This window comes from Pseudomonas sp. HC1(2025) (assembly GCF_058742075.1).
In genome coordinates, this window is sequence record NZ_CP196017.1 from 4,956,195 (window position 1) to 4,982,157 (window position 25,963).

Sequence of the window (25,963 nt, forward strand, 5' to 3'; positions counted from 1 at the left end):
CCTTGGTTTAGATTGATTGGGCGACAACCGGCGTGGGTTCTTGGCCATTCGCCGGTCGCTGGCTGTTGCTACTACCGTGTTACGGGTTACCCGCCATCTGACGGGCGTAATTACGGTCACTGAGGTCCTTCTTAGGGTCAGCCTTGGCCCAACGCTCAGGCTTCGCACAGTCCATGCAGGTCAATATTTTTTTGTCCGTACTGAGCGTGTACAGGTGAGTTTTGGAGCCATCGCCGATCTTCAAGCCAGCGTCCGTGACTTCGAACCCTGGAACCTCGTGTCCCAGACGATGATCCATGTTCTCAAAGTTGAACGCCCAGCTTTTGATCTGAGTTTTGCGCCAGATTGTCATGATCCTCAACGGGTCATTTTTCGTGGTGCGTTGATAGACCCAATCGCCTTCATATGGCGTCAGCTTCGGGATTTCTGCATCACGTCGACCTTGCTTCAAGGCCTTCTGCTGCATTTTTTCTAGTTCGGCATTCAATGCTTCCTGATCCTTGAGAGCCTGATCCTTAAGCAGTTGCTCTAAGTCATATGGCCCTTTAGGGTCATATTTCCAAACCAGATCGTCCTTCCTCAGGCCAACCACCTTGCAGTTAAGACAGTCAAGGCTTTGCTCATCGACGTTACGCATCATGGCCAGGCGCGTAGAGCCGTTTACATCATCAAGAAGAAGTTTTTCATCTTTTACCGAAACCTTTAGTTTAGCGAGAGGCTTGATACGACCTTTCCCATCGTCTCCAAAGATTTCTGCTTCATTGCCGTGTACGTTGAGAACCATTGTCCTCTGGATATTCGAGTCTTTAAACCGATAAGCCCCCGTGAAGTCTTCACCACCACAGGCGGCAAGAACTGAACCGGCAACAGCAATTGCCATTAGCTTGAAAAAAGTGCGCATAACATCCTTTTCGTTCTATCAATGACGCTGTTTCCTAGCATCGTGTAAGTAGCTAATGGCGTCATTTTGCCATCACCGCCGTCAGCCTACTATTGAGCTCGCCAATAAACAATTCAGCGCGAAATGGGTCCAGCCACAGTGACATTGACATCCAGTACAGCCGCAACACTGTTCCATCACTCGCAACGATCACAGGCCGCGCCCAGGATGCCGACCAGACCAACTCCGGACAGAGACGGCTGACGAGCATTAGCTCATCTAGATCAGCGCTCATCATGGTCCGCCCCCTCCCGATGCTCCAACCATGCCGCACAGCTCCACAAAACACTCCCAAAAATAGCCAACGCAACAATGCTCCACAGCGGCAACCAGCGATTTGAACCGATCCAGAACCCGCCTCCTACACAGACAATTGTTACGAATGCTCGCCTCATATACGCGCCTCTAATTTGTGTTGGAGAGACGAGGCTAACCTGAAATTTCCAATCTCATGGCGCGGCGACTGAAAAATCGTCAGTTCTCCTAATGGGAACTGAGCGCTTCGCGAAGGAATAGCTAGGAGGGACAACGGCATCCAAAGGAAAGTAATGGACACCACTATGAATCGTGGTGATTTCTCAGCGGTTTTTGTGTGATTGTTAATGGCGAGCAGGGTTTCCCCGGCGCAGGGCAGTGGCCTGACTGTATGTCCATTATGATCCCCTACGTAACTCAGTGGCCGCGCAACTGTTTCAAGCAGCTTTTAAAAGGAATCACTGAGAACCTGGGTAGTTTCTCGGTGATTTTTGTAGGGTTTTTGAAGGCATACTGATTTTTTCCGAAGATTGGAAATAATCATGGATGTCAGTGGAGAGAATGAAAACTCAGCCGTTATTATCAGTGAGGGCAAGAGGCTCATCGGGCGAGTGAGCTGGTGATGCTGAGGATGTCGGGAACCGACACACAGCATCACATGCCTATCCCTCTTGATCAAAAATCAACGCCCCCAATTAGATGAACCCGCTTTGCGGTGCACCAATCAAGCCCATACCCTCAACACCAGCTCACTCGGCCTCGCTTCCACCCTGAACGTCAGTGCTTCGGTGGAACCTTCTGGGGTGGATTTAGAGAGGAACGACGCGCTCCAAACGATTTGTCTGTCGTCGGGGACGTAGGCCAATAGACACTTGCCACGCTGGCCGAAGCATTGGGATCTCGCGCGGGACGAGCATGTGGTGCCGAGCTAGACCCTGTCGGACTAGGTGGTCGTGGGGGAGTCCCACCACTAGAGCCGCCACCAGAGCGGCCCCCCGGGCCTCTTCCCTTTCCACCAGCAGTACCTAAAGCGCCCAGCCGACTAATCGCCATAACGGTTCCCACTGCACGCGTAACAAACCCACCGACACCGCTGGCCGTGGCCATAGCACCTGTCAGGCTGCCTGCGAGACCTCCTACCGAAACGCCAGTCAGACTCGATGCGATCCAGGTTGTAATAGCCAGCAGAATGGCTGCGATTGCGCCCATAAAGCCGCGCACTGCATCGAAGTCGGCTCCAGATCCAGACCACCCGCTTGCAGCGGCAGCTTGACCGATGGCAACAGCGGCCATAACAAGGGATACAGCCACAATTAGTGCGTGCGCAAAGAGCATCGCAATCACGGGGAAAAATAGCAGGGAGAGCCAACTGATCAGTACTTCAACGCCTCTCAGCGGAGCCATCAGCAGTGCCAACGGTGCAGCAAGTAATACAATCCAGAACAGCCATGCAGATAACAGAACGTACCCCGGCAGTAAGGTTTGAAGGTCGAGCCAACCAGACCAATCTTTGAACATTTGAACACTAGCCAGAATGCCAGCTCCGACTTCAGCGCCCTCCGGCGAAAGGCCGGTAGTTTTCTCCAATGATCGTGTCATGAAGCGCTGCCACGCCACCGCCGTACTAACGGCACCCACCTCAGCACTCACCCGCTGACCTCCGGCGATTGTTCCTCCTGCTTCTTTTAAAGCCAAGTAGGCCTGCTCAGCCCCAATCTGAGCGATTTTGTAGGCCTCTAAGCAACTGGTGGGCTCAAACATCATGGCATGATCATCAGATCCAATAACCTGAGACTTCTGACCCGGAACCAATGTTATGGGCAAATACGAAGGTGTTGAGTCCGGCTGCCCGGTGAATAATGCTTGCCAATGGGCTTTGGTAGGCAGGGCATAACGCCCGCCCATAAAAGGCCCTGCGCTGCCCAACGCAGTTATTCCTGCCTCACGACGCGATTGAACCGAACCGAGGTCTACAGCTTTCTCAAGACCTTTTCGGGCGGCGCCTCCACCTAGAAGGTAGTTGAGCCACCCACCGTTTTCCTCCGCAGATCCGGTCATATAGGTAGTGATGCCGCCGCCAGCCGCCTTAGCTTGAGCGATTAGACTAATTTGTTCATCTGGGATACCCAACCCGCCGCCGCCGAGCAATCCCACAGCATGCATCGCCTCGATTTTAGTCGAATGCTCAGCCCGTCCAAGTTCCGCCCGGCTCGGCGCACAGCTGGTGTTGTAGTCGTGTATCAGACGAGCCAAATCAGTGCCTTGATAGATCTGCGTACCTCTCGCGGCAATGTCATCCACTGCCGCCTGTGCGGGCACAATCGATCCCGCAATAGTATGTTCGTTGAGAACCCCATCTAGGGCAGATCTGTAAATGCGATGAACAGCCATAGCCACTTTCAGGGGCGTTGCCTGCGCATCAATTAATGTAACCGAAACCCCGCTAGGCAACTGAACGGTCTCTGGTCTCATGCCTAAAAGCATGACCAAAAAAATGACCGCACCTCCGGCTAGGCCACGAGCCATCCCACCGTCTGCGACCTTCAACATAATCATGACGAGCCACATGATGCCCACGCTGAAGACCAGTGTTGAACTGCTGTTGTTAAGGGCGGTGAAAATCGGTTGGGTGGCTGCGAGCATTGTCATACCGACGTCCTCCCAAAGCGCGAATATCCAGCTGAATCCCGCATACCCTTCAGGAGTTGCAGAGGCGCTCATACGGAACGCCTCTGAAACCAGGAACGTGCTGCTAGCACAAGTCTTACGCCCCATAAACCGATCCACAGAAGGCACAACGTAAAACCGATGACTATCAGGTATTGGGCAAATGGGGCCACCAGCAAATCGCCGGTTCGCTGCACCAGGTCGTACTGTTCCAAGACGCGCTTCCCGTACACACCAGGCATTAAAAACACCGCCACTATGTGAAGAAAACCAAGAGCAGGCCCTAGCACGATGCCGGTCCATCCGACCCACTTGGTGACCGACGGCGCCCGCTCGTACACCGCGTCCAAAATTCCTGCGATTTTTCGTTTTGACATTCCCTCACCCTCATTTTTACTGACTTTGGCTTCGGCAAGTATTCAGACTAAGGACCGGCTCTTCGCTTCTCAATGCAACTCGTTGCACTTACTACAATGCGTCAAATTCATCACGGCAAGCCCGCTATGTAACGCGCCTAACCGGCGCTTTACATAGCGGGCTTACTGGGTATCTATGATTTTGCGCAACACACACAACGCAACCCCAAACGATTGCGTCATCCACTGTGGCTCTCGTAAGCTGACCAAGCTCAAAACCGCCCTGCCCGGTCGCTCGTGCCCGTGTTATTCATGGGTGTAAGCAATGGCAGAGGGCTCCTGTCCTGCGTCATCGCAGACAGGGCCTTATCGATTACGCGTCGCGTCATCGCTCGCGTAACCGGCTTGGCCCCGACTAAATTATCGGGAACATCAACGACCAACAGAGGAGAAACGAAAACCTAACCAGGGTAGCCAAACCAACAATGGCAACCGCACCTGAACGGACAATCAGGAACCCGCTCGGAGACTCCGAGTAGGCGTGAACAGTCCCCGCCTGCACACCAGTGCAAAGGGGGGCGAACAGGCACACAACGAACCATCTTAGGATGGTGTGTCGCTGAACCGGAAACGGTCAGAAGTTCTTACACAACCAGAGAGCTTCTCATGAGCGAATTCGATGCGCAGATCATCGCTGCGCGCCTCAAGTCCGAGTCTAGGATTCGGAGAAAACCCCGAACTTATGCCCAACGGCGCTCGTTACTTGATAACTACAAGCACGAGCTGTTGCAGCTAGACGCAGTAGGTTGTAATGGAAGCGAGCTACAGCGCTGGATAGCCGAGAAAGGCATTACAGTCGAACGCTCGACCGTAAACCGCTGGCTACATCGGAACCGCCAGTATGGCTAAATTCGCCAAACCGGCGAAGCAAGCGGCGTCCGTGATGAAGCAACTGCAGGGCAGCCACATCAAATCGGTCAGCACCGTGCGGAACTATGAACAACGCCTAAAGCAGATCACTGTCCATCTCCAAGAGCACCGCTTGGGCAGCCTTCGTGATATGACTCCGACTCGTGCCCTCGAATATCTAAAACAACGTGCCGAAGTCGTTGGCCAAAAGACGCTCGATATGGAGCGGCAAGCCCTGCAAGCGATGATGCAGCATGTCACTCATCAGCTCCCACCAGGTCAATCTCTGGCTGTCATCAAAAGCACCGCACCGGCAGCCCGAAAAGGAAAGGCGGGGCAGCCGACACTTGGACGCCGATTGGCCGAGCAGTCGAGGTCATACACCCGTGAGCAAGTGACTCTCATCGCCGCTCGCCAGTCGCCACACAACGCCCTAGCAACCGAGATTTCCCATGCGTCAGGACTACGTGCCCATGAGTTACTAACGCTGCGCCGTATCCACCACAAAGCTCCAGATGCTCGCCCTGCGCATGGTCTGAAGTTTGCCGGTATCCGGGAAAACTCCATTGCTTACACTGTCTACGGTAAAGGGGGGCTTACCCGCGAGGTGCGCATTCCAATACACCTAGCCAGGCGCCTGGAAGCGACACGTCTACCAGAGGCACGTAGCGTTATAGATCGTGGTGTCCGCTACCAACAGTTCTACGAACTTGGCGGTGGTCAGCCCTGGAGCAAATCATTCGGTGCGGCTTCAAAATCAGCGTTTGGTTGGTCCAATGGAGCCCACGGACTGCGTCACAGTTACGCCCAAGAACGCCTTAGTACAATGCAAACTCATCTCACCCGTGAAGAAGCCAAGCGAGTCGTCTCTCAGGAGCTTGGGCACTTTCGTCCAGAAATTACCGAGGTCTATCTACGTTGAACATAAGCATTTCCCCCGTATGGATCAGCAGCAGTTTGCTGTTCGTGATCGGTACGCTTCTGATTGTGACGGGGGTACTGGTACTGCTATTGATCGAGAGTAAAAAGTCTCGAGCACAGTTAGCAGCAACGCTTGATGCCAGCGTGGCTCGTCAGAACATCCTAATCCAAGAGCATCGCGCCGAGATCGAGGAAATCAATCAACAGTATCTGGTCAAAATGGGTGCGGCATCCAAGAGTCATCATTACGAGATGGAGAATCTAAGGGTCATGCTTTCCATCGCTGACCAAGATCTCGACGCGGCGATGAAGGCCACTTCTAAGGCTACGCAGTAGGCGTGCAAGCCTGGTCAACAGATCAAAGCATTGATCGTCTGAAAGCGATTGGGCATCTGCTACCGTGAGACATACCTGAGAGTCGAGCACTCTAACTGTGCAGTTGCGTAATTGCATGGACTTGACCACCCATTTGCATTCGACTTGACCAGTCGTTTGCATCGGATTTCACCAGCACACTGGGTGGCCTTGACCGGCAAAAAACGGCCAGAAGCGGACATTGAATGGTGATTGTTCCGGCCAAATATTTACCGGCGTCTTTACTGAGACGAGCGTATTGGACGGTTGGCGAGTAGGTGTGAAGGCAATTGCTCTCATACCTCGAAACTCTGGCTCCGTGGCAACCGCTGAATGGTAGATGTGGCAGAGCTGCATATGCTGTATAAAAAACCAGTAAAGCTAAGCTGTATGAGAGAAAGGTTGCGCCAAGGCAATTTGCCATTATACGCTCCTAATTCCAGCCATCTAATTTTTGCTGGGTACTTTGAGAGTAAAGATATGGAAATCACAGAGTCTATAATCCATGGTGTCGTCAAAGCAAAAGAAACCATTGGTGAGGGATCGGTAGTTATCAGGCCTCGCAAAGAGGTCTTGCCTGTCGATGAAAAGCTAGAAGCTCTATGCGCGGATGTTTTAAGTCTTTATACAAAACTTAGTAATGGTTATGGTACGTTTGGTCTTGAAGAAATAGTTCACCCTTTCCCCCCCCTTCTGAAAAGCTATGTCACGCAAGATATTGACTTGGTAGCTTTTAGCGAAAACTTGGCGAGCCTGATTGCTTCCAAAATGCAGGATCAGTTTATGGCCACAACGTCTTGGCCTCTATATGTTCGGTACACGAATCAGGGTAGAGACTGGTTGCTGATTGCATTGCTGAAATTGAAAGACGGCGTGGGAATCGACGAAGATACTTTAGATCTCAACAACTCTCTTTCTTTTGATATCAGTCACCTGCACGAAGCTGCTCGCATCGACATTAATAAATGGCTTATAAATGAGCAGCCCTATCTCTCTTTTATTAAGCGCCGCGCTGGTGATAGTGACATCTCTAGGTATTTTAGGAATGCTCTATCGTGTACGGAGTACACGGATGCGAAGCATAACACCGACGTCACAATTAAAGCCGTAGAGGACTTTTGCGAGGCAAAAGGATGGAACCCCGAGCGAACACAAAATGCACGAGATAAGCTTTACAATTTTTGCGCAGAGATGAAGCACAATGAACTGCCTGTTAATTTAGGTGCTTTGTCTGCTCATATAGATGACCAAGACCCCGAAAGTTTTCTAACATTTGTAAAAGAGTCCGGCTACGAAATTAATGATATTTTTTCTCCGAATCCGGCGTCCTATAAAAAACTGATGCGAGTTAGCAGGCGATTCGGAAGCATTAGCGTTAGTTTTGACGTCGAAGATTTGCGGCAGGAAACTGTAAAGTATCGAGAAGATCTTGATGCTATAGTTATTCTCCACCCCCCTAAAGAGCTTCTGCTAGATATGAAGCGGGCGTTGGGAGAACTCGTAGATGTTGAAGAGTAAATTACAGCTTTCGGTAGATATATATCGAGAGTTGATTGAGCCTGTTATTGACCGAGGTCGGGTTGAAGGAATCATCAGGTCCGAGGGTTTCGATGATGTATGTGCACAGCTGGATTCTGCAGGGCTACTGATAGCTTCAGACAAAGCTAAATCAACGGTCAAATATCAAGCTCTTTCCTCAAAGGCAGAGTATTTTTCGCCGACATTTTCCGATCTGCTGGCGGCTGGCTCACGTAGAAAAGAAGCTCCGCAAGACTTTTATATAGCAGACTTTGATTATCTCCACTCCGAAATTAATGAAAGCACCCCAGAACAAGTACAAGGTTATTTGGATGCTGTTTCGCTATATGCACTTTTAAGAAAAATTGCGGATCATGGCAAAGAAATTGACTCTGATTGTTTAGTATTTTTCAATAAGGAGAAAGTTGATTTATTCGTTAGCTATTCAGCAAATGAAATACAGCCGCTAGAAAAACTAGAAGACTTCAAGTCTAGATTTATCGAAGATGAGATTCACTCGGACCAAAAGGCAACTATTGTCAAAGTGGTATTGCTTGAGCTGTCTAAAGAGTTTGAGGAGCCATTGTCTCTCGGCTTGATTACCGAAAACTTTGATGAGTTTTATCGTAGGGTATCCTCTGGATATCAGCTGTATGTTTCGGAGTTCTCCTTTCAGAAAGTAAAGGCTGAGGTTGAGAAGAGCAAGCTAGAGTTTATTTCAAGGATTAATAAGGTATTCTCAGACATTCAGAATCAGCTTTTAACTGTGCCCGCCGCATTGATTATTGCTGGAAGCCAGTATGAGAAATCGAATCACCTCACGTTAAAAAATGGGATAATTACAGCCGGTGTAATTGTTTTTTCCTTGTTCATGATTCTTCTTATAGTTAATCAGTGGAATACACTGCGCTCTATTATTCGCGAAGTAGATAGCGAATGGTCACTAATAAAAAACAAACACGAAATGATAAAACTCCAATTTACTGATCAATATTTGGCACTCGTATCGAGATATAAGTACCAGTATGCTCTGCTTGAGATGGTAGCACTTATCGTGGTCATAGCCTGCTCCGCTGCAATTTTACTTTGCTTTTATTTTTCGGATAATGAAGTCTTGCCGATAGAACTCTCCATCTTTTTAGCGTTTTCTTTTCTAAGCTATCTTGGATGGCGAACATGTGTCTTCTTGAAAATTCTTTTTTCTAAACTAGAGGGCGGATAGGAACCATAGCAAGCCGAGAGCATGCCTGTTTTTTGTTTATTAAGGAACGAGGAAAACCAGTGAGTTCGCTAAGCAAAATCGAAAAGGTCCATCTCGGATCTCAGATCCTAGCGCAGGCTACGACGATCATCGCCGCAATCGTCGTGGCGGTATGGGGTTACTACTCCACTGTGTATGTAAAAAAGGAAAAGGAAGTCACAGAGTACACACTGAAGGAAATGGATCAGAAGACCACACAAAAGCCGCATATCCAAGCCAAGGTCGAGTCAACGGTTCAGACACTCATGGAAGGGCAAAACCTACTTCAGGTTAAGGTGATTCTTTCCAATCTTGGAAACAAGGAAAGCAAAGTTACCTTAGACGATGACGCCTTGACGCTGGTGCCGGTTACTTTTGCTGATGGCAAACCGCTCTTCCAGAAACCGATCAACCTCCTTTCTGGTCGCTACGCGGGAACTCTAAACCGTGCACCACTGCGATTCGTGAATGTTGGGGCAGGTGAGAGCTATGAGATCACATTTGTACAGAGCCTCGAGAACTCAGGTATTTACCTCATCCACTTTCTCGCCCTCAACGGTATAGATCCTCCTGCGGATGACCTTTTGATCAAAGGTGGCGTGCCATACAAATACTCTGTCGGCGTAGACCAATACGTCGTTGTGAAATAGCTATCTTTTCCCTTAAGCGAGCATCCGATTTTGGCCGGTTCTGCCTGCCATGGCTTGCGGAGATAGGCCAGAAGCGGAAACTCGTTTATTGCAGCATCTAGACTCATTCACATAACTCGTCGAAACTCGCGATAGAGGCTCAAGCTAGGTGAGGTCGACGCTAACCTCCGCTCGGTTCAACGATTTTTTTGCAATTTTTCAGCAGGATTCTGAAATGACGATAGATCAGCATGAGTATAAATGCCCATTAGGTGCCGTAGATCGCCGACTTAATGATGTCCATCGTCACTGGCATGAGGCCGAGCGTGGATATTTCGATCCCGAAACCTTCAGGATTTCTATACAGACTGCAATTCAGACCCTGCGCACTGTTAGTTTCATTTTGCAGAGCAACAAACGTATCTTTACTAATTTCGATCCTTGGTATGAAACGTGGCAGTCAAAGTTACGCGCTGATCCATTGATGCGCTGGATGGTGGACGCACGCAACAAAATCGAAAAACAGGGCGATCTGGAGACACACAGTTTTGTTAGAGCCGAAATCATAGCGTCATACTACGAGGAGGGTCCCATCATTGAAGTGCCCGCCGAACTTTTCCAAAACTCGGCAGAATTGATAGATAGCATTCAAACTGAAGAACTAAAAAAGCATGTTCTCAAGGATGGTATTCTTCGCATTCAACGGCGCTGGGTTGAAAATAGCTTGCCGGATTACGAGCTATTAGAAGCTGTGGGGATAGCCTATGGAAAAATAGCTGAATTAGTGGCTGATGCTCACCTTGAACTCGGCTTAGAGTCACCATCGACAATGGTCGATGACGTAGATCACACTTCTGGCAGAGAGTCGCGGGGAGGTAGGCTACCCTGCATGATTGGCCATAGTGATGCGCGTAGCCAAGATATATGGCTTGCGACGGGTCAAGCAATAAAGTTAGAGCAGAAAAAAGTTGAAATTGACTTAGCCGAAACGGAGCAAGTCGCAAAAAGATACGGGTTAGATCCTAAAGAAATATTGCCATCATCAGCTGTCGGCCCGGAATCTATTCTTAATAACCTATTCGCTACTGCTCGAAAAATGCTCACGGTTGATGGGGGTCATATCACTATTGCATTCCTGCTTAAGGGGGCTGCGATAGCGAGCATGATCACACTGAACATGGAAGAGCACGGCGAAAAGTACCTTGTCATGAGAAAGCTTGCAAATGAGGTTATTAAGCACGGCGCGGATGCTGTAATCATTATCGGTGAGGTTTGGTCAGCGCGTTTTGACGCAAGTAACCCTTACCGTCGAGCCGTAGACTCACCTGAAAAGGATGAGTTTCTGACGGGCACCCTCGTGAGTAAGTGTGGGGAACCAGTACATCTTCGCGCCAAAATTATTCGCGATAACACCGCTGTGACACTTGCAGAAACTGAAACATCTCGGGATCAGGCGCAAATTGCTTTCTCTCCAATCTACATCGCTTGGGGGCGCGAGATTCCAACAGCATGGATCAATATATTAAGAACTCAGGATCAATAGGCAGTTAGTGCCATGGCAGCGTGGTGATATGACCAAAGTCCTATATTTTGATTGCTCATGCGGACGCTGCCATCCACGTTCTACCCCGAGAGCGGCTGCATTTGGCCTTAAGCAGCCTCTCGCGAACGTCTGCTTCTGGCCGAGGCTGTGTAAAAACGTTTTAGAGCAGGTTTGAGGAGCAGATTCGGAACGAAAATCGCGCGCCTACGCAAATTTCAGGTCTGCTGCATAACCAAACGCTGGCGGATTTTACGTAGCGGCGCAGACTTCAAAACGAGGCCCGCGTTTTTACACAGCCTGGGCCGATTGCTGCCCTTCAGGAGTTTTTATATTTCCCGTCACGAAGCTTGCTTGGGCCTAGCTTGAGGCGTCCATGCCCGGACAGACCGCTTGCGATCCTAAGCTGACCGTCATGGGCTATTTGGCCGGCGCTAGTCGACCTGATGCTCCTCGTAACGTCAGTGTTGAGACGGTACTGTATGCGACGGATTAATTCAGAGAATCAGAAACTCATGCGGACAAAGACCATGCCGGTAGGCCAACTGATTATTGAAGGTCTCGGAGATACAGATAATGCGTATGAGTATGTCTACGAGTTGATGCCTCTAATCGGAGAGGTTGTCCTCTGGTTTAATACACTTGAGGCGGACATCGATAATATCTTATGCGGATTCATCTCTGACCGAACAGATCAAAAAGGTCTCTTGGTCGTGGGTAATATGATGTATGCGACTAAGCTGGATTTGTTCGAGCGATTCGCTTCTGATTTTTTCCGTGACAGAGGCGATCAGCCTGCCTGGTTCTCACAGCTCCTGTCAGATCTTCGGGAATGTGGCAGCCTTCGCAACAAGGTTGTTCATGCGAATTGGATGCACACCAATGAGGATGGGTACACCCAAGTCAAAATTAAATTCAGCAAGAGGGGGCTTGAGCATGAACTTGTCCAATTCTCCAAAAACTCGCTCGAACTCATCATCGGTAAAATTGAGGCTGCGAGAAACCAATTGGATGACCTCAGTAATGAATTTTTACCCTGCTGATGTGTAAAAAAGGAGCCCAATGATGGAGGCAGAACGCTATCGTGTTCGTTTAATGTTCGAATGGGGCGGCGGTTGCCTTTGGTGTGGAAACGATACTGCCCTGGATAAATTTTCTGTAGGGCCTATTGAAGAGAAGCTGCCACTCAGTGACGAAGTCCAAGCACTGCTTAACAAGCTTTCACAGTGGCATGACACCTCGCTGAACTGGGATTCCCCAACTGATCCCGGCCCTTGGAATACAGACGATTACGCAAGATTTGAAGAGGCTGCCACCAAATTACTGAAATCCATCCAAGAGGAATTGGGTGAAGAATTCGAGGTGGTGTACGAAAAACTGTAGCTTGTCCGTGTGAGCCTTCGGCCAATTCTGATAACGAAAGGATGTAGCTATAGATCGGTATCTCTCCTTCGCGATAGGCCGCTACCGGCCAATTCAGTTGAAAGCGTGTATTCGTGAGTGACCGCTTTTGGCCGAGGCTGTGTAAAAACTCTTTCGGGTAGTCGTAGCAATCAAAATCGGCGCAAAAATCACGCTCCTACGCAAAATCCAGGTTTGCTGCCTAACCGAACGCTTGCAGATTTAACGTAGACGCGAGGACTTGAAAACGGCCTCTGCGTTTTTACACAGCCTGGGCCGACTACCGCCCTTTTTGAACGGCCGCTTCGGGTCGACTTCTGCCAGTCAGGGCACCCAGTGTGCTGGTGAAATCCGATGCAAACGACTGGTCGAGTCGAATGCAAATGAGTAGGCAAGTGGAATGCAAATGGGTGCTCAGGTGGAGTGCAATTACCCAGCAGTGGCGGATCTAAGCTCAAGACGCTTTTCTAATGAGGTCCAACCCGAACAGAGCTTCCTGCCGACTCAGCGTTAACACTCGGTCACCCGCGTGGTTTCGCCGAAAAGGCCGCGATTAATATTGATTAATAATAGATTACTATACTCCTCAAAAATCTCTACACAGCCGACTCCTTCTGGCCTAGAGGGCTATTTCCTCGCTACGACTAGGGGGTGCTAGTACGGTATCTACAGGGGTGTCAGAACGGTATCAACGGGGTGCTAGAACGGTAGTCGGGGGTGCTGGTACGGCATGACTCAGGGTGTTGGTACGGCAAATGCTGAGGTACAGGAACGGCATGCCCCAGACTGCTGGAGCAGCATTAGCTGGGGCGCTGGAACGGTACACCCCACATTGCTGGAGGGGCATAAGCAGGGTGCTGGAACGGTATACACCACATTACTGGAGAGGCATAAGCAGGGGCGCTGGAACGGCATTCCCCAGACGGTTGGAATGACATAAGCAGGGGCCCCCCAGACTGCTGGAGCGGCATAAGCAGTGGCCCTGGAGCGGCACTAGTGTTTTTTGGCCAAGTGTCGCTGCTGTGACGCGCTAGGAGTAGTCTTGACTCGTACTAGGCTTCCTTCTACTTGGTAACTAAATGTCTTACCTGCGGCAGCGCTCGCACGTTCTAAAGCCTCAAGGGATCGCCGCAAATCCTTTTTGAAACCAGATAGACATCTAGCGCGACTTCCACATAGCTGATGCAATGTCTCGATCCTGAAATCGTAGGGCTTTGCATGGGTTGAATAAAAGCCATGCAACCATTGCGCAAGTGGTTTCCCGTGTAAAGCTTGGCGGACAAGCCAATTCAAGTCAGTATATTGGTCACCTTGGAAGAGTACACCGAGTTTGGGATTTAATCGAATGACATACATGCGCGCACTCCGCTCGTCATGATCTCGATAGACTTCGTGAATCAAACTTCCCTCATATGAGTTCTTCCCTACTCTAATCTTCAAGGCAGTTGCCTTGAGTCTACTTATACTTTTATCTAGGTTCGTTCGATTTTTTCCTGCATCGGTTTTCCCGAGAATTTTCAGAAGCTGATAGGCAGTTACTCTACACTCTGAGCAGAGGTCCTGCGCCCGCGACAGATGCAGCACAGTTTCCCATACGTCTAGATCGATCTGATCAAGCAAAGCGCCCGTGTAAACAATGTTGATACCGCCTAGAGCGTTGATTTCCGCTTGCTCTACGTATGGACGGGGCCCTTTTCTGATTGCACCGAACAGGGCAGAGCGAAGCGCGACGTTGGGAACACGCCGAACCGAGTCTGACCAATTCGGCAATGAGCTACGTTCCTTCTCGACCTTGACCTTGACCTTGACCTCTAGCGGCAGCTCACGAGAACGCTTTTGGTTCTCTTCTAGCAGGGCAAAGATACGGCTAGGAATTGGCGTATTGGCAGTCATCCTAAACGAACGGATGCGCTGATTTTTTCTGCAACCCAGGTCTGCACTTGATCGGAAGGCCAAGCAACAGAGTTTGTCCCAAGCGAAATACTGGCAGGGAACTCGCCAGCTCGAATCAGGCGATATATCTGAGATTTGCTCAGCCCCACCAAAGCACAGACGCTAGGAAGGCGAAGCAGTAGAGGTGAGACAGATTGACTAGCCATCGGGACGGGTCTCCTTGGGACCGGCTGGATGACTAGGGATTTAATGGCACATCAAACGGCGAGTCGTGGCAATTGCCATTTTTTCTGAGGAAATTCCATTTTTTTTCCTATGACTTATCTGTACCACAGGAAGAATGATCACCCAGGTACTTTCGAAAAGTCTTTTGAGTTTTGGGCATTTCAACCTCTGCTGCATCTGCGAGAGCTAAAACTGCCATGCCTACAGCAAAGCTCTTACGTGACGAGCGAAGCTTTAAAGCACGATGCCTAATAGTAGATGCGCGTCTCGCGGCGGCATCATCAAGGGGCTGCTCGACATGGGCATTATCAACTTCCTTTATCAGGCTAATCAAACCGTTGATGATGAGACTGATTGAGTTCAACTCTTTTGTTTGGAACTCCCTACGTTCATCATCCCCCTCAGCCTGCCTACCAGCAGTACCAACAGACAAAAAGATCGGAACCTCAACCCCAGCATCAATAACCCACTCACTAAGAGCGGCCCTAGAAAAATAAACCACACTTGCAGGTATATTTTTTGACTTTTGATCGTCCTCGCAATAACAGCTTACGAGATTTTTATCACTCTCAATTGGAGAATCAAAAAGATCATAGAAATATTTGCTCAGCAACTGAAAATAGAGCACGTAAGCCCTGAGTGTGCGTTTCGCCCCCCCCGCCGTTCCAACCCAAAAAATACTATTTACCGAGTTTGGGCGACACCGATTTACGCCATATTCAACATATAGCTCTTCGATCAGTTCATGCAGCGCATATGCAGCTTCTTGAGTGCTGACCTTGTAGCAACGAGCGTATGTCGGTACCAAATCAGACAGGCGCATCAAATCATCATTCATATAGCGCCCTCCCCTGATTCGATGGGAGTTCCGACAGCCCCCAATGGCTGAACATATAAATGGTCGGCGTACCACTGAAGCATTTCTCGCCGCGACTCAAGATACTGGGCATGGTTGTATGTGCCGCGTATGCTGTTCTTATCCACATGTGCTAACTGGGTTTCGATCCACTCACTGAGGTATCCCTGCTCATGCAAAGTGGTAGACATTGTGTGACGAAACCCATGACCAGTGGCACGCCCGTCGTAGCCAGACCGTTTCAGTAGTTGGTTAATTGCAGCTTCGCTCATTGGCTTTGCCGGATCGTTGCGACCTGGGAACGCTAGCGTGTAGCCACCTGTAATATCCTCAAGCTCGCGCAGTGCAATCACCGCCTGCTTGGGAAGCGGAACTAGATGAGCGCGGCGCATCTTCATTCGAGCAGCAGGGATCAGCCAGAGAGCTTTATCAAGATCAAATTCCGACCAGGGCGCCCCCCTCAGCTCAGCCGTACGCACTCCCGTCAGAATCAATAGGCGGGTGGCAATCTTAACTACATCATGCCCCGGACACGCCTGGATACTGCGAATGAGTTCGGGAATTTCAGCAATGGGCAAGAAGGGATAGTGCCGGGTGGTAGGACTCTGAAGTGCCCCTCCAATATCTGCGATTGGGTTGTACTCAGCACGACCAGTGGCAATCGCGAAACGGTAGACCTCTTGGCAGCGTTGGCGAACTTTGCGCAGCTTCTCCAGAGCCCCTCGTGACTCTATGCGGCGAAAAACCTGTAACCATTGCATGGGCTTGATTTCGGTCAACGGCAAACTTCCCACCTTGGGGAAAATGTCCAATTCAAAAGCCTCGATAACGTCACTGGCATAACCTACCGACCAACGTGACGACTTATGTCGGTGCCACTCCAGCGAGAGGCTCTTGAACGTATTAGCGCGGGAGATTGCCGCCTGGGCACGCACAACCTTCCGCTCAAGCCCAGGATGCCGCCCTTGCGCCACAAGCTGGCGAGCATCAGAAGCAAGCTGCCGCGCTTGGGCGAGGGTTACCTTGTCGATGGTGCCAAGTGAAATATGAGACTGCTTGCCATCCAAGCGGAAGCGGAGGCGCCAAGACTTACCTCCTGCCGCCCGAGTCCAAAGGAACAGGCCACCGCCGTCAGCAAGGCCATAGTCCTTCTCTCGTGGCGCAGCATTCTTCACCTGCAAAGCCGTCAGAGCCATGCCGAGTACCTATGGATTATTGAACAACCTAAGGGTACTTGTAGAGGTACTCATAAGACAAGCGCTTGTGTGGAACTGGATGGCACCGCATGAAACGAAAAGCCTTTATTACACTGGACTTTAACAGCCTAATGACACGGCTTGGCACCGTATGAATCTAGCTAATCGTGCCCGAGACAGGAGTCGAACCTGCGACCTTCGCGTTACGAGTGCGCTGCTCTACCAACTGAGCTACACGGGCGGTGGGCTAAAGCTAGCACTGCATTGGGCGCCCGGCAACTTACCGAATGTGCGGCGCAATGACTCCCTGGACCCAGAACCGTGGCTGCAGATGGCTTTTGGCAACGTCAATGTAGTGTTGGCTGCGCTCAGTGGCACCAGGCAAGTCGCGATACACGACAAATACCAGCCACACCACCGCGAGCACTGCCGACGCTTGCCAGGCCCGGTACAACAGCGGCATAGGCGCGACAACCGGCGTGCGCCACGGATGCAATGCCATCAGCCAACCCACCACCAGCGCCAACCAGAGTTGCGAATAGGGCATCACAATCACCCCATCGACCATGGCCTGCACCGTCGCGCCCAGCAGCGCGGCAAATAGGCACAGGCGCAGAAGGTCTTGCGCGGACCCTGCCGCCCCTTGCCGATGAATGACCACCAACGTGGCCCAACCGCCGCGCAACGCCAGCAGCGCCACACACAAGGCCGATGGCACGCCCCACTCACTGGCCCACTGCAGGATCGCCTGGTGCGGGTGGGCGGCAATCGGGTTAGGGATATCGGCAAAGTGCATCGGCCCGAAACCCAGCCACGGCCGTTCGCGGATCATGTCCCAGGCTTGCCACCAGATCACTTCACGGCCCGAAAGGCTGGTGGTGAGCCGGTCATTGGAAAGACTGGCAATTTCCAGCCCCAGGTAACGCGCCAGGACCGTGAACAACAACCAGTACAAAAACAGCCCGCCACACAGTGCAGCCAACTGCCAGGTCAACCAGCGGCGCCCCGCAGCCCCCAGGAAAGCCACGACGATTGCAGCCACGCCGATGCCCAGCCAGGTGCCACGGGTGCCGCCACTGATTGCAATCAACCACCAGGCACACAACAGGGCAAATACCAACCCTCGCGCCAACCGCGAGGTGCTCGCGAGCAACAGCGGCAATGCCAGCAACGGCAAGGTAAATGTCTGGAACTGGCCGTAGAAGCGCTTGTTGGAGAACCCGGAAAGCAGGAGGTCAGTGTCCAGTGTCGGTGCGCCACTGGTAAACGCCAGCACGCCCGCGTACCCGTATTGCACAACCTTGATCAGGCACAGCAGCAACACAAACAGGATCAGCACCTGATCCAGGGTTGGATCGCCATTGCGCCGCAACCGGGCAAACGCTGCGGCAATCACCCCGCAGGTGATCATCAGCGCCCACTCGGTCAGCGCCCAGAGTGGCTGGTGGGCCAACGACGAAGAGATCAGGCCCAGGCCGAATACCAGCGCCAGGCCGATAGCGGTGGGCTTGTCGACCAGGCGCATGGCGGGAGTCGCCCGGCCATAGAGCAACGCACAGACACCCACGCCGACCTGCATGACACGCTGCCAGTCATGGCCACTGAAGGACAGGGTAATACCCAGTAGCAAAAGGCTAAGCGCCAGCACCAGGAACACGCTTCCTCGCTGTTGCACGGATAACGTCATGGGCAACCTTTACTTGGGAGCCCGTCACGCCGGGCTCCTGTCACTGATTAAGGCAGCCCGGCCTCAGTTGCCAGCCGCACACCCCTTTGCAACGTACTGCTCGTCAGCGCTGGTGGTGCACTTCCAACCCTCACTGGCACTGCGCGCCAGGGTAATGAGCTTGCCCTGGATCGGCGCAGGCGCATCGAGGATTTCGCAGGCAATCGAGCCCGTCCCCGCAGCCACATCACCCACCACGCTGATCACGCAGTTGGCGGTCGGGCTGGTGCCACCGATCAGCGCCAGCGTGGGCACCGTGCCCTGGTTGAACGTGTCTTCGAAGCCCGCCTTCAACGCCGAGATTTCCGCCAGCCCAGCCGTGAACTTGGCCTTGGCCTGGTGCTTGGTGTACATGGGCAGGCCAATGGTGGCCAAGATGCCGATGATCGCCACGACGATCAACAACTCGATCAAAGTAAAGCCGTTCTGACGCATCACACTCACTCTCCAGAATAAAACCCCATCGCAAGGCACGTCCTGCGCCCTGCCCTCAACAACCGCGCCAGTGTACTCATCCGCGCCGGGCTAGGCCCTCACAAGACGCACAATCTGACATTTTCCCCTTGTCCAATAGCCTGACGGACACAGAGGCCTGACTAAGCTGTAGATCGTCACCTGCCGATGAGCTGTCGCCGCCAATGAATGATGTCACCGCGAACCCCGCCACCACCTACGCCTGGGAAGGCACGTTGCGCAATGGCCGCAAGGTCTCTGGCGAAACCCGTGGCCATAGCCCCGCCATGATCAAGGCCCAATTACGCCGGCAAGGTATCAACCCGCTTCGGGTACAGATGCGCTCCAGCCTCCTTTCGGGCCTGGGCACCCCCATCACCCCGGCCGATATTGCGCTGTTCACTCGCCAACTGGCCACTCTGCTGAGGGCGGGAATCCCCCTGCTGCAAGCCTTCGACATGATTGGCGAAGGCTTTGACAGCCGCGCCATGCGCACGATGGTCCAGGGATTGAAGCAGGAGATTGCCGCAGGCAACAGCCTGACCGGCGCATTATTGAAACAGCCGCAGTGTTTCACCCCACTGTATTGCAGCCTGATCGCGGCCGGCGAACAGGCTGGCACCCTGGAAACCCTTCTGGAACGAGTAGCCACCCACCTGGAAAAGAGCCAACGCCTCAAGACCCGGATCAGGAAGGCCATGACCTATCCGCTGGTGGTCCTGCTCGTGGCGGCGCTGGTCAGCAGCATCTTGCTGATCCACGTCGTACCCCAGTTCGAAAGCCTGTTCGCCGGCATCGACACACCGCTGCCGCGCTTTACCCAACTGGTTATCCTGCTGTCCGAATTCATGCAGAGCGCATGGTGGATGCTGTTGCTGGCCGTGGCCGCGACTGCCTGGGGGATACGCCGTGGCTACCGTCGACACAACGGCTTGCGCCTGTGGCTGGACACTGGTTTGTTGAAACTGCCGTTGGCAGGCACACTGCTGAAAAAAACCGCTGTCGCCCGCTACGCCCGCACACTCGCCACTACCTTCGCCGCCGGCGTGCCGCTGGCACAGGCGTTGGATTCAGTGGCCGCAGCCACCGGCAACGAGCGGTTCACCCAGGCAATCACGCGCATGCGCCAGGACGTGGCAATAGGAATGCAATTGAATCAATCCATGAGCGCCAGCGGCCTGTTCCCTGGCATGGCGATCCAGATGACAGCCATCGGCGAAGAGTCGGGCACGCTGGACAGCATGCTGGAGAAGGTCGCCGAGCATTATGAAACGGACGTCGACAACCTGGTGGACAACCTGACCAGCCTGATGGAGCCGCTGATCATGGTGGTGCTCGGCAGCATTGTCGGGGCGCTGGTGATCGCCATGTACCTACCGATCTTCCAGCTTGGCACGGCGTTTTGAACATGACCCTGGAGCAACTCCTGATCCTCCACCCCTGGCTGTTCGTCTGGGCTGCACTGGTGCTGGGACTGATCGTTGGCAGCTTCCTCAACGTGCTGGTCTGGCGCCTGCCGAAAATGCTCGAGCGGGACTGGCGCGCCCAGGCCCATGAAATACTCGGCCTGCCCCCGGAGCCCAGCGGCCCGACCTATAACCTGCTGCACCCCAACTCCTGCTGCCCGCACTGCTCACAGCCGATTCGCCCGTGGCAAAACATCCCGGTGCTCAGCTACTTGCTGCTGCGGGGGCGCTGCGCGCAGTGCCACGCCTCCATCAGCCCACGCTACCCGCTGACCGAACTGGCCTGCGGGCTGCTCTCGGCATTTATTGCCTGGCACTACGGCTTCGGCTGGCCGGCCGCTGGAGTGCTGTTCTTGAGTTGGGGCCTGCTGGCTATGAGCCTGATCGACGCCGATCACCAACTGCTGCCGGATGTGCTGGTGCTGCCACTGCTGTGGCTGGGGTTGATCCTCAATTATTTCGAGTTGTACACGCCCCTGCCCGATGCCCTGTTGGGCGCGGTTGCCGGTTACTTGAGCCTGTGGTCGGTGTTCTGGCTGTTCAAGCTGTGCACTGGCAAGGACGGCATGGGCTATGGCGACTTCAAGCTACTGGCCCTGCTCGGCGCCTGGGGTGGCTGGCAGATCCTGCCGCTGACGCTGCTGCTGGCATCGCTGGTGGGCGCGATAGCAGGGGTGATTCTGTTGCGCATGCGTAACGCGCAGACATCGGTGCCCCTGCCGTTTGGTCCCTATCTGGCGATTGCCGGCTGGATTGCATTGCTCTGGGGTGGTCAAATAACCGACTTCTATTTGCAGTCTGTCGGTTTCAGATGACCACTTCTGTCGCAACACCCTGGATTCTTGGCTTGACGGGCGGCATCGGCAGCGGCAAAAGCGCTGCCGCCCAGCACTTTATCGACCTTGGCGTAGACCTTATCGACGCCGACCATGCCTCGCGCTGGGTGGTGGAGCCCGGTCGGCCGGCGTTGGCAAAGATTGCCGAGCACTTTGGCAGCGCGATCCTGCTGCCCAATGGCCAGTTGGATCGCGCTGCCTTGCGCAAGCGTATTTTCGAGGCGCCGCAAGAACGCCTGTGGCTTGAGGCCCTGCTGCACCCACTGATTGCCGACGAGATCCGCAGCCATCTGGCCCGCGCCCGCTCGCCCTATGCGATCCTGGTGTCGCCGTTGTTGATCGAGTCGGGCCAGCACACCATGACCCAGCGCATCCTGGTGATCGATGTGCCGCAATCAACACAGATTCAGCGTACCCTGCTGCGCGATGGCATCAGCGAAGGACAGGTGCAGGCAATTCTCAAGGCCCAGGCCTCACGGGAAGATCGCCTGCACCATGCCGACGATGTACTGGTCAATGACCAGGACCTGGCCTGGCTACAGGCCGAGGTCGAGCGACTGCACCACTTTTACCTTACTTTGCGTGGAGGCCGAACATGAGCCAACCCTTGACCGTCGAATGCCCAACCTGCGGCGCCCCCGTGGAATGGAAAGCGACCAACCTCAACCGGCCATTCTGCTCGGATCGCTGCAAACTGATCGACCTGGGTGCCTGGGCCTCAGAGGAACACAAGATTCCGGTCAGCCCGGACGCCGAAGACGAACTGTTCTCCGAAGACCTGCCACCGCGCGCCCACTAAGGCCGCATAAAGCCGTAGTCCTGTTGGTCGTCGAGGTTTTCCGCTAAAAACTGCAACTCGTCGGCCAGGTCTTCGGCACTACGCACGCCCTTGCTCTGCTGCACCACTGCACTGAGCAAGGCACGCAGGCTCAAGCCCGGGTCAAAACCGATTTCCTGTGCCGCATCCTGGCTTCTGCGCAACTCCTGCCGTGCCCACTCGTACACACTCATGATCGTGCTCCTGGAAGTTTCGCAGAGCATGCGACCACTTTTGCGTCACGCCTTTGATTTGGATCAAGGGCGTGAATTGTCATCTTTCCAGGGCGCCGAGAGGTAGCGCGTGCGGTTGAAAGTCTCAAGCCATTCCGGGCAAAACACCACCAGCGCACTGATCACCATGCCGTTGATAAACGCTTCGGGAAAGATGATCAGCCACAGGTAACCGATGAAGTCCTCGATCCACTCGGGCATGGCAAAGCGCCCATCCAGCCACAACAAGCCCAGGCCGGCCAACAGGCACAGCAACGCCGACAATGCGGCGGCAAAAAAGCCGGAACAGAAGATATACACGAAGGGATTGCGCGGCTGCGCCCGTTCCACCAGCAACGCGCACGTCTCAGTCACCAATACCGGCAAGAGGACCAGCAGCGCGCCGTTGACCCCGACTGCCGCCAAGTCCTGGCGCCCGAGCAGCACCAGGCCCAGTTGCGCCGCGAGCCCGCCGACGATTGCCAATGGCCAGTCGAGCAGCAGGGTCACGGCGGTCATGCCGATAAAGTGGTAGGACACCCCGGTGTCGAAGTCCCGGCGCACCAACCACAGCATGAACAGCGCGAACACCGTGCCAAATAACAGGTGCTGACGCCGCCGGTCGGCAAACAGTTCGACCCAGGACGAGCGCAGGATCGCCCATACAATCACCGGCGCATACAGCAGCCAGCCCAGCCACAGGGTGTGCGGTGCCAGCACGGCGGCGCTGATCACGGCTGCACCTGCTCCAGGGCCTGGCGCAGTTCGGCGGCAGAGGCGTACTCATGGCGCGCCACCAGCTTGCCGTCTTCCAGTTGCAGCCACAGCACTTTATCCACAGGTGCCGGATAGCGCGGAGCGATCCGCGCATCACGATCGAGCATCACCCGGTAGTTGTAGGCCTGCATCGCCGGGACCGCAAAGAGCTTGGCGATCAGCCTCGGCATGCGCTGGATATCGGCGACAAACACCCCATGGCGCGCCTCCAGATACCCCTTGGGCTGGCCCTGCAATGCCGTATCCACCAGTTTGGCCGCGTCCATGCTGCGCGCCACCAGCAGGACCTGCGCCTGGTTATCCAGGGTGTAGGCCTGGTCGAATTGATCGAGCAGGGTCCACGGCGCCAACCGCTCCCCGAGTTCAACCGCCTGGGCCCACAGGGGCAGAAAGCTCAGAAATACCGCAAGCAAAAACCTCACCGCAAACTCCTTGTGCAAAACCGTCAACCGAACCGCCAGTCTACACCGAGCCTTTTCACACGGGACTTCCTGCGGTCATCATTTGAACGCTAAGCTGGAACCATGGATGACTCAGATTATTTGCGCCTGCTCACCATAGCGGCCGAACAAGCCAACGCGTTCCTGTCCAATGCCCGCAAATGGGAGCGTGAGCGTTGGGTCTGCCAGCGCCTGCTGCAAGGCCTGAATGTGCCCTACCGCGCCGAAGAGTTTCATGCCGCGGGTCAAGAACCGCCCGATGTGCTGTTTCGCGATGCCAGTTTCGAGGTGTTTTTTGTCCTCGACGAAGGCCGGCGCCTGAATGACGAATGGCGCGACGAACTGCTGCGCCGACGCAGTGCCTTTTCCCTGAGCCAATTGGTGCGGCGCGAGGCCAAGCCCAGGCGCATTCCCGCCCATGAATTCCTCCTGCGCCTGGCGCCGACCCTGCGCAAGAAAGCCCATAATTACAAAGAACGCGGCATGGACCTGGGCGAGCTGGATATCATCGCCTTCGCCAGCCTCAAGCGCGAAGTGCTGGACCTCAACAGCCATTTCCCGCCGCCCACCGAGTACCTGCGCCAGGGCTGGCGCTCGCTGTCATTGGTCGGTCCGACCTTTGCGCGGGTGCTGTTCGCCCATCCGGACGCGCCGGATTTCTTGCGCAACAACCTGGGGCGCAGCATAGTGTTCGATGTGGGTATCAGCCTGTAACGTGGTGCCCTTCTGCAACGTCTACCTGACGAGGCCTTTATGACCAGCCGCCTGAACCCTGACGACCAACAACATGTCGAAGAGTACCTGCAACTGTCCCAGCACCAGGTTGAGCGCAAGCCTTTCCGGCCGTGGCTGCTCCTTGGGGTGGTACTGGTTGTGGTGATTGGCCTGGGCATTCTGAGCCGTCTTTTGAGTTACCTGACGCTATGAGCTGCCTGGCGCTCGCTCGGGTAACTGCACCGATTTCTTTTAGCCTTGCGAGATACCCCCATGACCCATCGTATTATTATCGTCGGCGGCGGCGCCGGCGGCCTGGAGTTGGCTACCCGCCTGGGTAAGACTCTGGGCAAGCGCGGTACCGCCAGCATTACGCTGGTCGATACCAACCTGACCCATATCTGGAAGCCCCTGCTGCACGAGGTGGCGGCCGGCTCGCTGAACTCTTCTGAAGACGAACTCAATTATGTTGCCCAGGCAAAATGGAACCACTTCGAGTTCCAGCTAGGGCGCATGAGCGGGCTCGATCGTGAACAGAAGAAAATCCAACTGGCCGCAACCCTTGATGAAGAAGGCCGCGAGCTGGTGCCTGCACGCGTGCTGGGGTATGACACCCTGGTGATTGCCGTCGGCAGCACCACCAATGACTTCGGCACCGAAGGCGCGGCACAGCACTGCCTGTTCCTCGATACCCGCAAGCAGGCCGAACGTTTCCATCAGCAATTGCTCAACCACTACCTGCGCGCCCATGCCGGGCAAACCGATGTGGTGGAACAAATCAGCGTGGCAATCGTTGGCGCTGGCGCTACCGGCGTCGAACTGGCCGCCGAACTGCACAACGCCGCCCATGAACTGGCGGCCTACGGCCTGGACCGGATCAAGCCGGAAAACATGCACATCACCCTGATCGAAGCCGGCCCTCGGGTATTGCCAGCGCTGCCAGAGCGGATCAGCGGGCCTGTGCATAAAACCCTGGAAAAGCTTGGCGTGACGGTCATGACCAACTCGGCCGTGAGCGAAGTCACTGCCGACAGCCTGATTACCAGCAGCGGCCAAGTTATCCCCGCCAGCCTCAAGGTGTGGGCCGCCGGGATTCGCGCGCCAGGTTTCCTCAAGGACATCGACGGCCTGGAGACCAACCGCATCAACCAATTGCAGGTGCTGCCAACCCTGCAGACCACCCGTGACGAGAATATCTTCGCCTTCGGTGACTGCGCCGCCTGCCCGCAGCCAGGCACCGACCGCAACGTTCCACCACGGGCGCAAGCAGCGCACCAGCAGGCGTCACTGCTGGCCAAGTCCCTGAAATTGCGCATCGAAGGCAAGACACTGCCCAACTACAAGTACACCGACTATGGCTCCCTGATCTCGCTGTCGCGTTTTTCGGCTGTGGGTAACTTGATGGGCAACCTGACCGGCAGTGTGATGCTCGAAGGCTGGCTGGCGCGGATGTTTTATGTGTCGCTGTACCGCATGCACCAGATGGCGTTGTACGGGTTCTTCCGCACGATGATGTTGATGCTGGGCAGCAAGATTGGCCGAGGCACCGAGCCGCGGCTCAAGCTCCACTAACAACGCGGTCCCGGGTGGGGCTGCTCAATGTGGGAGGGGGCTTGCCCCTT

General features: G+C 54.0%; 28 protein-coding genes and 1 tRNA gene. 15 read left to right on the forward strand and 14 right to left on the reverse strand.

Annotation, left to right across the window (positions count from 1 at the left end):
- Positions 1-79: 79 nt before the first annotated feature.
- The 4 genes from ACSSVH_RS22150 to ACSSVH_RS22165 all read right to left on the reverse strand — a co-directional run bounded on the left by ACSSVH_RS22150 (position 80) and on the right by ACSSVH_RS22165 (position 4,239).
- Positions 80-901, reverse strand: coding sequence for a hypothetical protein (locus tag ACSSVH_RS22150; RefSeq protein WP_492633727.1), 822 nt, complete (start codon positions 899-901; stop codon positions 80-82).
- A 61-nt stretch (positions 902-962) separates the two neighbouring features.
- On the reverse strand, positions 963-1,178 hold the full coding sequence (locus tag ACSSVH_RS22155; protein ID WP_492633728.1) for a hypothetical protein: 216 nt from the start codon (positions 1,176-1,178) through the stop codon (positions 963-965).
- 794 nt (positions 1,179-1,972) lie between these two features.
- Complete coding sequence (locus ACSSVH_RS22160) at positions 1,973-3,916, reverse strand: hypothetical protein (RefSeq protein ID WP_492633729.1); 1,944 nt, start codon at positions 3,914-3,916, stop codon at positions 1,973-1,975.
- Positions 3,913-4,239: a hypothetical protein gene (locus ACSSVH_RS22165; RefSeq protein WP_492633730.1), complete on the reverse strand. Its 327-nt coding sequence runs from the start codon at positions 4,237-4,239 to the stop codon at positions 3,913-3,915. Before ACSSVH_RS22165 ends, ACSSVH_RS22160 begins: the two co-directional genes overlap by 4 nt.
- An 880-nt stretch (positions 4,240-5,119) precedes the next feature.
- Here ACSSVH_RS22165 and ACSSVH_RS22170 point away from each other — a divergent pair.
- The 8 genes from ACSSVH_RS22170 to ACSSVH_RS22205 all read left to right on the forward strand — a co-directional run bounded on the left by ACSSVH_RS22170 (position 5,120) and on the right by ACSSVH_RS22205 (position 12,712).
- Complete coding sequence (locus ACSSVH_RS22170) at positions 5,120-6,049, forward strand: site-specific integrase (protein ID WP_492633731.1); 930 nt, start codon at positions 5,120-5,122, stop codon at positions 6,047-6,049.
- Positions 6,050-6,084: 35 nt separating this feature from the next.
- Positions 6,085-6,384 (forward strand): hypothetical protein, encoded by a 300-nt coding sequence (locus ACSSVH_RS22175; protein WP_492633732.1) that lies wholly within the window; start codon positions 6,085-6,087, stop codon positions 6,382-6,384.
- A 351-nt stretch (positions 6,385-6,735) separates the two neighbouring features.
- Positions 6,736-7,920 carry a nucleoid-associated protein gene (locus ACSSVH_RS22180; RefSeq protein WP_492633733.1) on the forward strand — a complete coding sequence of 395 codons (1,185 nt, stop codon included), beginning with the start codon at positions 6,736-6,738 and terminating at the stop codon, positions 7,918-7,920.
- Positions 7,907-9,142, forward strand: coding sequence for a hypothetical protein (locus ACSSVH_RS22185; protein WP_492633734.1), 1,236 nt, complete (start codon positions 7,907-7,909; stop codon positions 9,140-9,142). Before ACSSVH_RS22180 ends, ACSSVH_RS22185 begins: the two co-directional genes overlap by 14 nt.
- Positions 9,143-9,201: 59 nt before the next feature.
- Positions 9,202-9,810: a hypothetical protein gene (locus ACSSVH_RS22190; RefSeq protein ID WP_492633735.1), complete on the forward strand. Its 609-nt coding sequence runs from the start codon at positions 9,202-9,204 to the stop codon at positions 9,808-9,810.
- Positions 9,811-10,024: 214 nt separating this feature from the next.
- Positions 10,025-11,332: a hypothetical protein gene (locus ACSSVH_RS22195; protein WP_492633736.1), complete on the forward strand. Its 1,308-nt coding sequence runs from the start codon at positions 10,025-10,027 to the stop codon at positions 11,330-11,332.
- 527 nt (positions 11,333-11,859) lie between these two features.
- The gene (locus ACSSVH_RS22200) at positions 11,860-12,372 is read left to right on the forward strand and encodes a hypothetical protein (RefSeq protein WP_492633737.1); all 513 of its coding nucleotides are present in this window, start codon (positions 11,860-11,862) and stop codon (positions 12,370-12,372) included.
- A 22-nt stretch (positions 12,373-12,394) separates the two neighbouring features.
- Entirely contained in the window at positions 12,395-12,712 is a 318-nt protein-coding gene (locus ACSSVH_RS22205; RefSeq protein ID WP_492633738.1) for an immunity protein CdiI family protein, read from the forward strand.
- Between the two features lie 1,011 nt (positions 12,713-13,723).
- Here the strand turns inward: ACSSVH_RS22205 and trfA are convergent.
- From trfA to ACSSVH_RS22240, 7 genes are all read right to left on the reverse strand, one after another.
- Positions 13,724-14,623, reverse strand: a complete 900-nt coding sequence (trfA, locus tag ACSSVH_RS22210) for a plasmid replication initiator TrfA (RefSeq protein ID WP_492633739.1) — start codon at positions 14,621-14,623, stop codon at positions 13,724-13,726.
- On the reverse strand, positions 14,620-14,829 hold the full coding sequence (locus tag ACSSVH_RS22215; protein ID WP_492633740.1) for a helix-turn-helix transcriptional regulator: 210 nt from the start codon (positions 14,827-14,829) through the stop codon (positions 14,620-14,622). Before ACSSVH_RS22215 ends, trfA begins: the two co-directional genes overlap by 4 nt.
- 107 nt (positions 14,830-14,936) lie before the next feature.
- Positions 14,937-15,686, reverse strand: coding sequence for a hypothetical protein (locus tag ACSSVH_RS22220; RefSeq protein WP_492633741.1), 750 nt, complete (start codon positions 15,684-15,686; stop codon positions 14,937-14,939).
- Positions 15,683-16,900: a tyrosine-type recombinase/integrase gene (locus ACSSVH_RS22225; RefSeq protein WP_492633742.1), complete on the reverse strand. Its 1,218-nt coding sequence runs from the start codon at positions 16,898-16,900 to the stop codon at positions 15,683-15,685. The genes ACSSVH_RS22220 and ACSSVH_RS22225 overlap by 4 nt, the downstream gene beginning before the upstream one ends.
- Positions 16,901-17,068: 168 nt before the next feature.
- Positions 17,069-17,141: transfer RNA gene (locus ACSSVH_RS22230), tRNA-Thr, on the reverse strand.
- Between the two features lie 39 nt (positions 17,142-17,180).
- Entirely contained in the window at positions 17,181-18,587 is a 1,407-nt protein-coding gene (locus tag ACSSVH_RS22235; RefSeq protein ID WP_492633743.1) for an O-antigen ligase family protein, read from the reverse strand.
- Positions 18,588-18,650: 63 nt separating this feature from the next.
- Complete coding sequence (locus ACSSVH_RS22240; RefSeq protein WP_170041950.1) at positions 18,651-19,061, reverse strand: pilin; 411 nt, start codon at positions 19,059-19,061, stop codon at positions 18,651-18,653.
- A 203-nt stretch (positions 19,062-19,264) separates the two neighbouring features.
- Between ACSSVH_RS22240 and ACSSVH_RS22245 the strand changes: the two genes are divergently transcribed.
- The 4 genes from ACSSVH_RS22245 to yacG are packed head-to-tail and all read left to right on the forward strand — an operon-like array spanning position 19,265 to position 22,180.
- Positions 19,265-20,485 carry a type II secretion system F family protein gene (locus ACSSVH_RS22245; RefSeq protein ID WP_492633744.1) on the forward strand — a complete coding sequence of 407 codons (1,221 nt, stop codon included), beginning with the start codon at positions 19,265-19,267 and terminating at the stop codon, positions 20,483-20,485.
- 2 nt (positions 20,486-20,487) lie between these two features.
- The gene (locus ACSSVH_RS22250; protein WP_170041717.1) at positions 20,488-21,360 is read left to right on the forward strand and encodes a prepilin peptidase; all 873 of its coding nucleotides are present in this window, start codon (positions 20,488-20,490) and stop codon (positions 21,358-21,360) included.
- A complete protein-coding gene (gene coaE, locus ACSSVH_RS22255) occupies positions 21,357-21,980 on the forward strand; it encodes a dephospho-CoA kinase (protein WP_492633745.1) in 624 nt (207 codons plus the stop codon). The genes ACSSVH_RS22250 and coaE overlap by 4 nt, the downstream gene beginning before the upstream one ends.
- Positions 21,977-22,180 (forward strand): DNA gyrase inhibitor YacG, encoded by a 204-nt coding sequence (gene yacG / locus ACSSVH_RS22260; protein WP_092238375.1) that lies wholly within the window; start codon positions 21,977-21,979, stop codon positions 22,178-22,180. The genes coaE and yacG overlap by 4 nt, the downstream gene beginning before the upstream one ends.
- Here yacG and ACSSVH_RS22265 read toward each other — a convergent pair.
- From ACSSVH_RS22265 to ACSSVH_RS22275, 3 genes are all read right to left on the reverse strand, one after another.
- Positions 22,177-22,392, reverse strand: coding sequence for a hypothetical protein (locus tag ACSSVH_RS22265; RefSeq protein ID WP_057441062.1), 216 nt, complete (start codon positions 22,390-22,392; stop codon positions 22,177-22,179). The two genes, yacG and ACSSVH_RS22265, sit on opposite strands and share 4 nt — an antisense overlap.
- Positions 22,393-22,455: 63 nt before the next feature.
- A complete protein-coding gene (locus tag ACSSVH_RS22270; protein ID WP_169951027.1) occupies positions 22,456-23,145 on the reverse strand; it encodes an energy-coupling factor ABC transporter permease in 690 nt (229 codons plus the stop codon).
- Entirely contained in the window at positions 23,142-23,609 is a 468-nt protein-coding gene (locus tag ACSSVH_RS22275; RefSeq protein WP_169951030.1) for an FAD/FMN-containing dehydrogenase, read from the reverse strand. Before ACSSVH_RS22275 ends, ACSSVH_RS22270 begins: the two co-directional genes overlap by 4 nt.
- A gap of 102 nt (positions 23,610-23,711) precedes the next feature.
- Here ACSSVH_RS22275 and ACSSVH_RS22280 point away from each other — a divergent pair, with 102 nt between their 5' ends.
- Genes ACSSVH_RS22280 through ACSSVH_RS22290 form a run of 3 tightly spaced genes read left to right on the forward strand, consistent with a single transcriptional unit; the run spans position 23,712 to position 25,913 of the window.
- The gene (locus tag ACSSVH_RS22280) at positions 23,712-24,341 is read left to right on the forward strand and encodes a DUF1780 domain-containing protein (RefSeq protein ID WP_029292005.1); all 630 of its coding nucleotides are present in this window, start codon (positions 23,712-23,714) and stop codon (positions 24,339-24,341) included.
- A gap of 39 nt (positions 24,342-24,380) precedes the next feature.
- On the forward strand, positions 24,381-24,554 hold the full coding sequence (locus ACSSVH_RS22285; protein WP_169951032.1) for a DUF3094 family protein: 174 nt from the start codon (positions 24,381-24,383) through the stop codon (positions 24,552-24,554).
- Positions 24,555-24,614: 60 nt separating this feature from the next.
- The gene (locus ACSSVH_RS22290) at positions 24,615-25,913 is read left to right on the forward strand and encodes an NAD(P)/FAD-dependent oxidoreductase (RefSeq protein WP_492633746.1); all 1,299 of its coding nucleotides are present in this window, start codon (positions 24,615-24,617) and stop codon (positions 25,911-25,913) included.
- Positions 25,914-25,963: the final 50 nt, after the last annotated feature.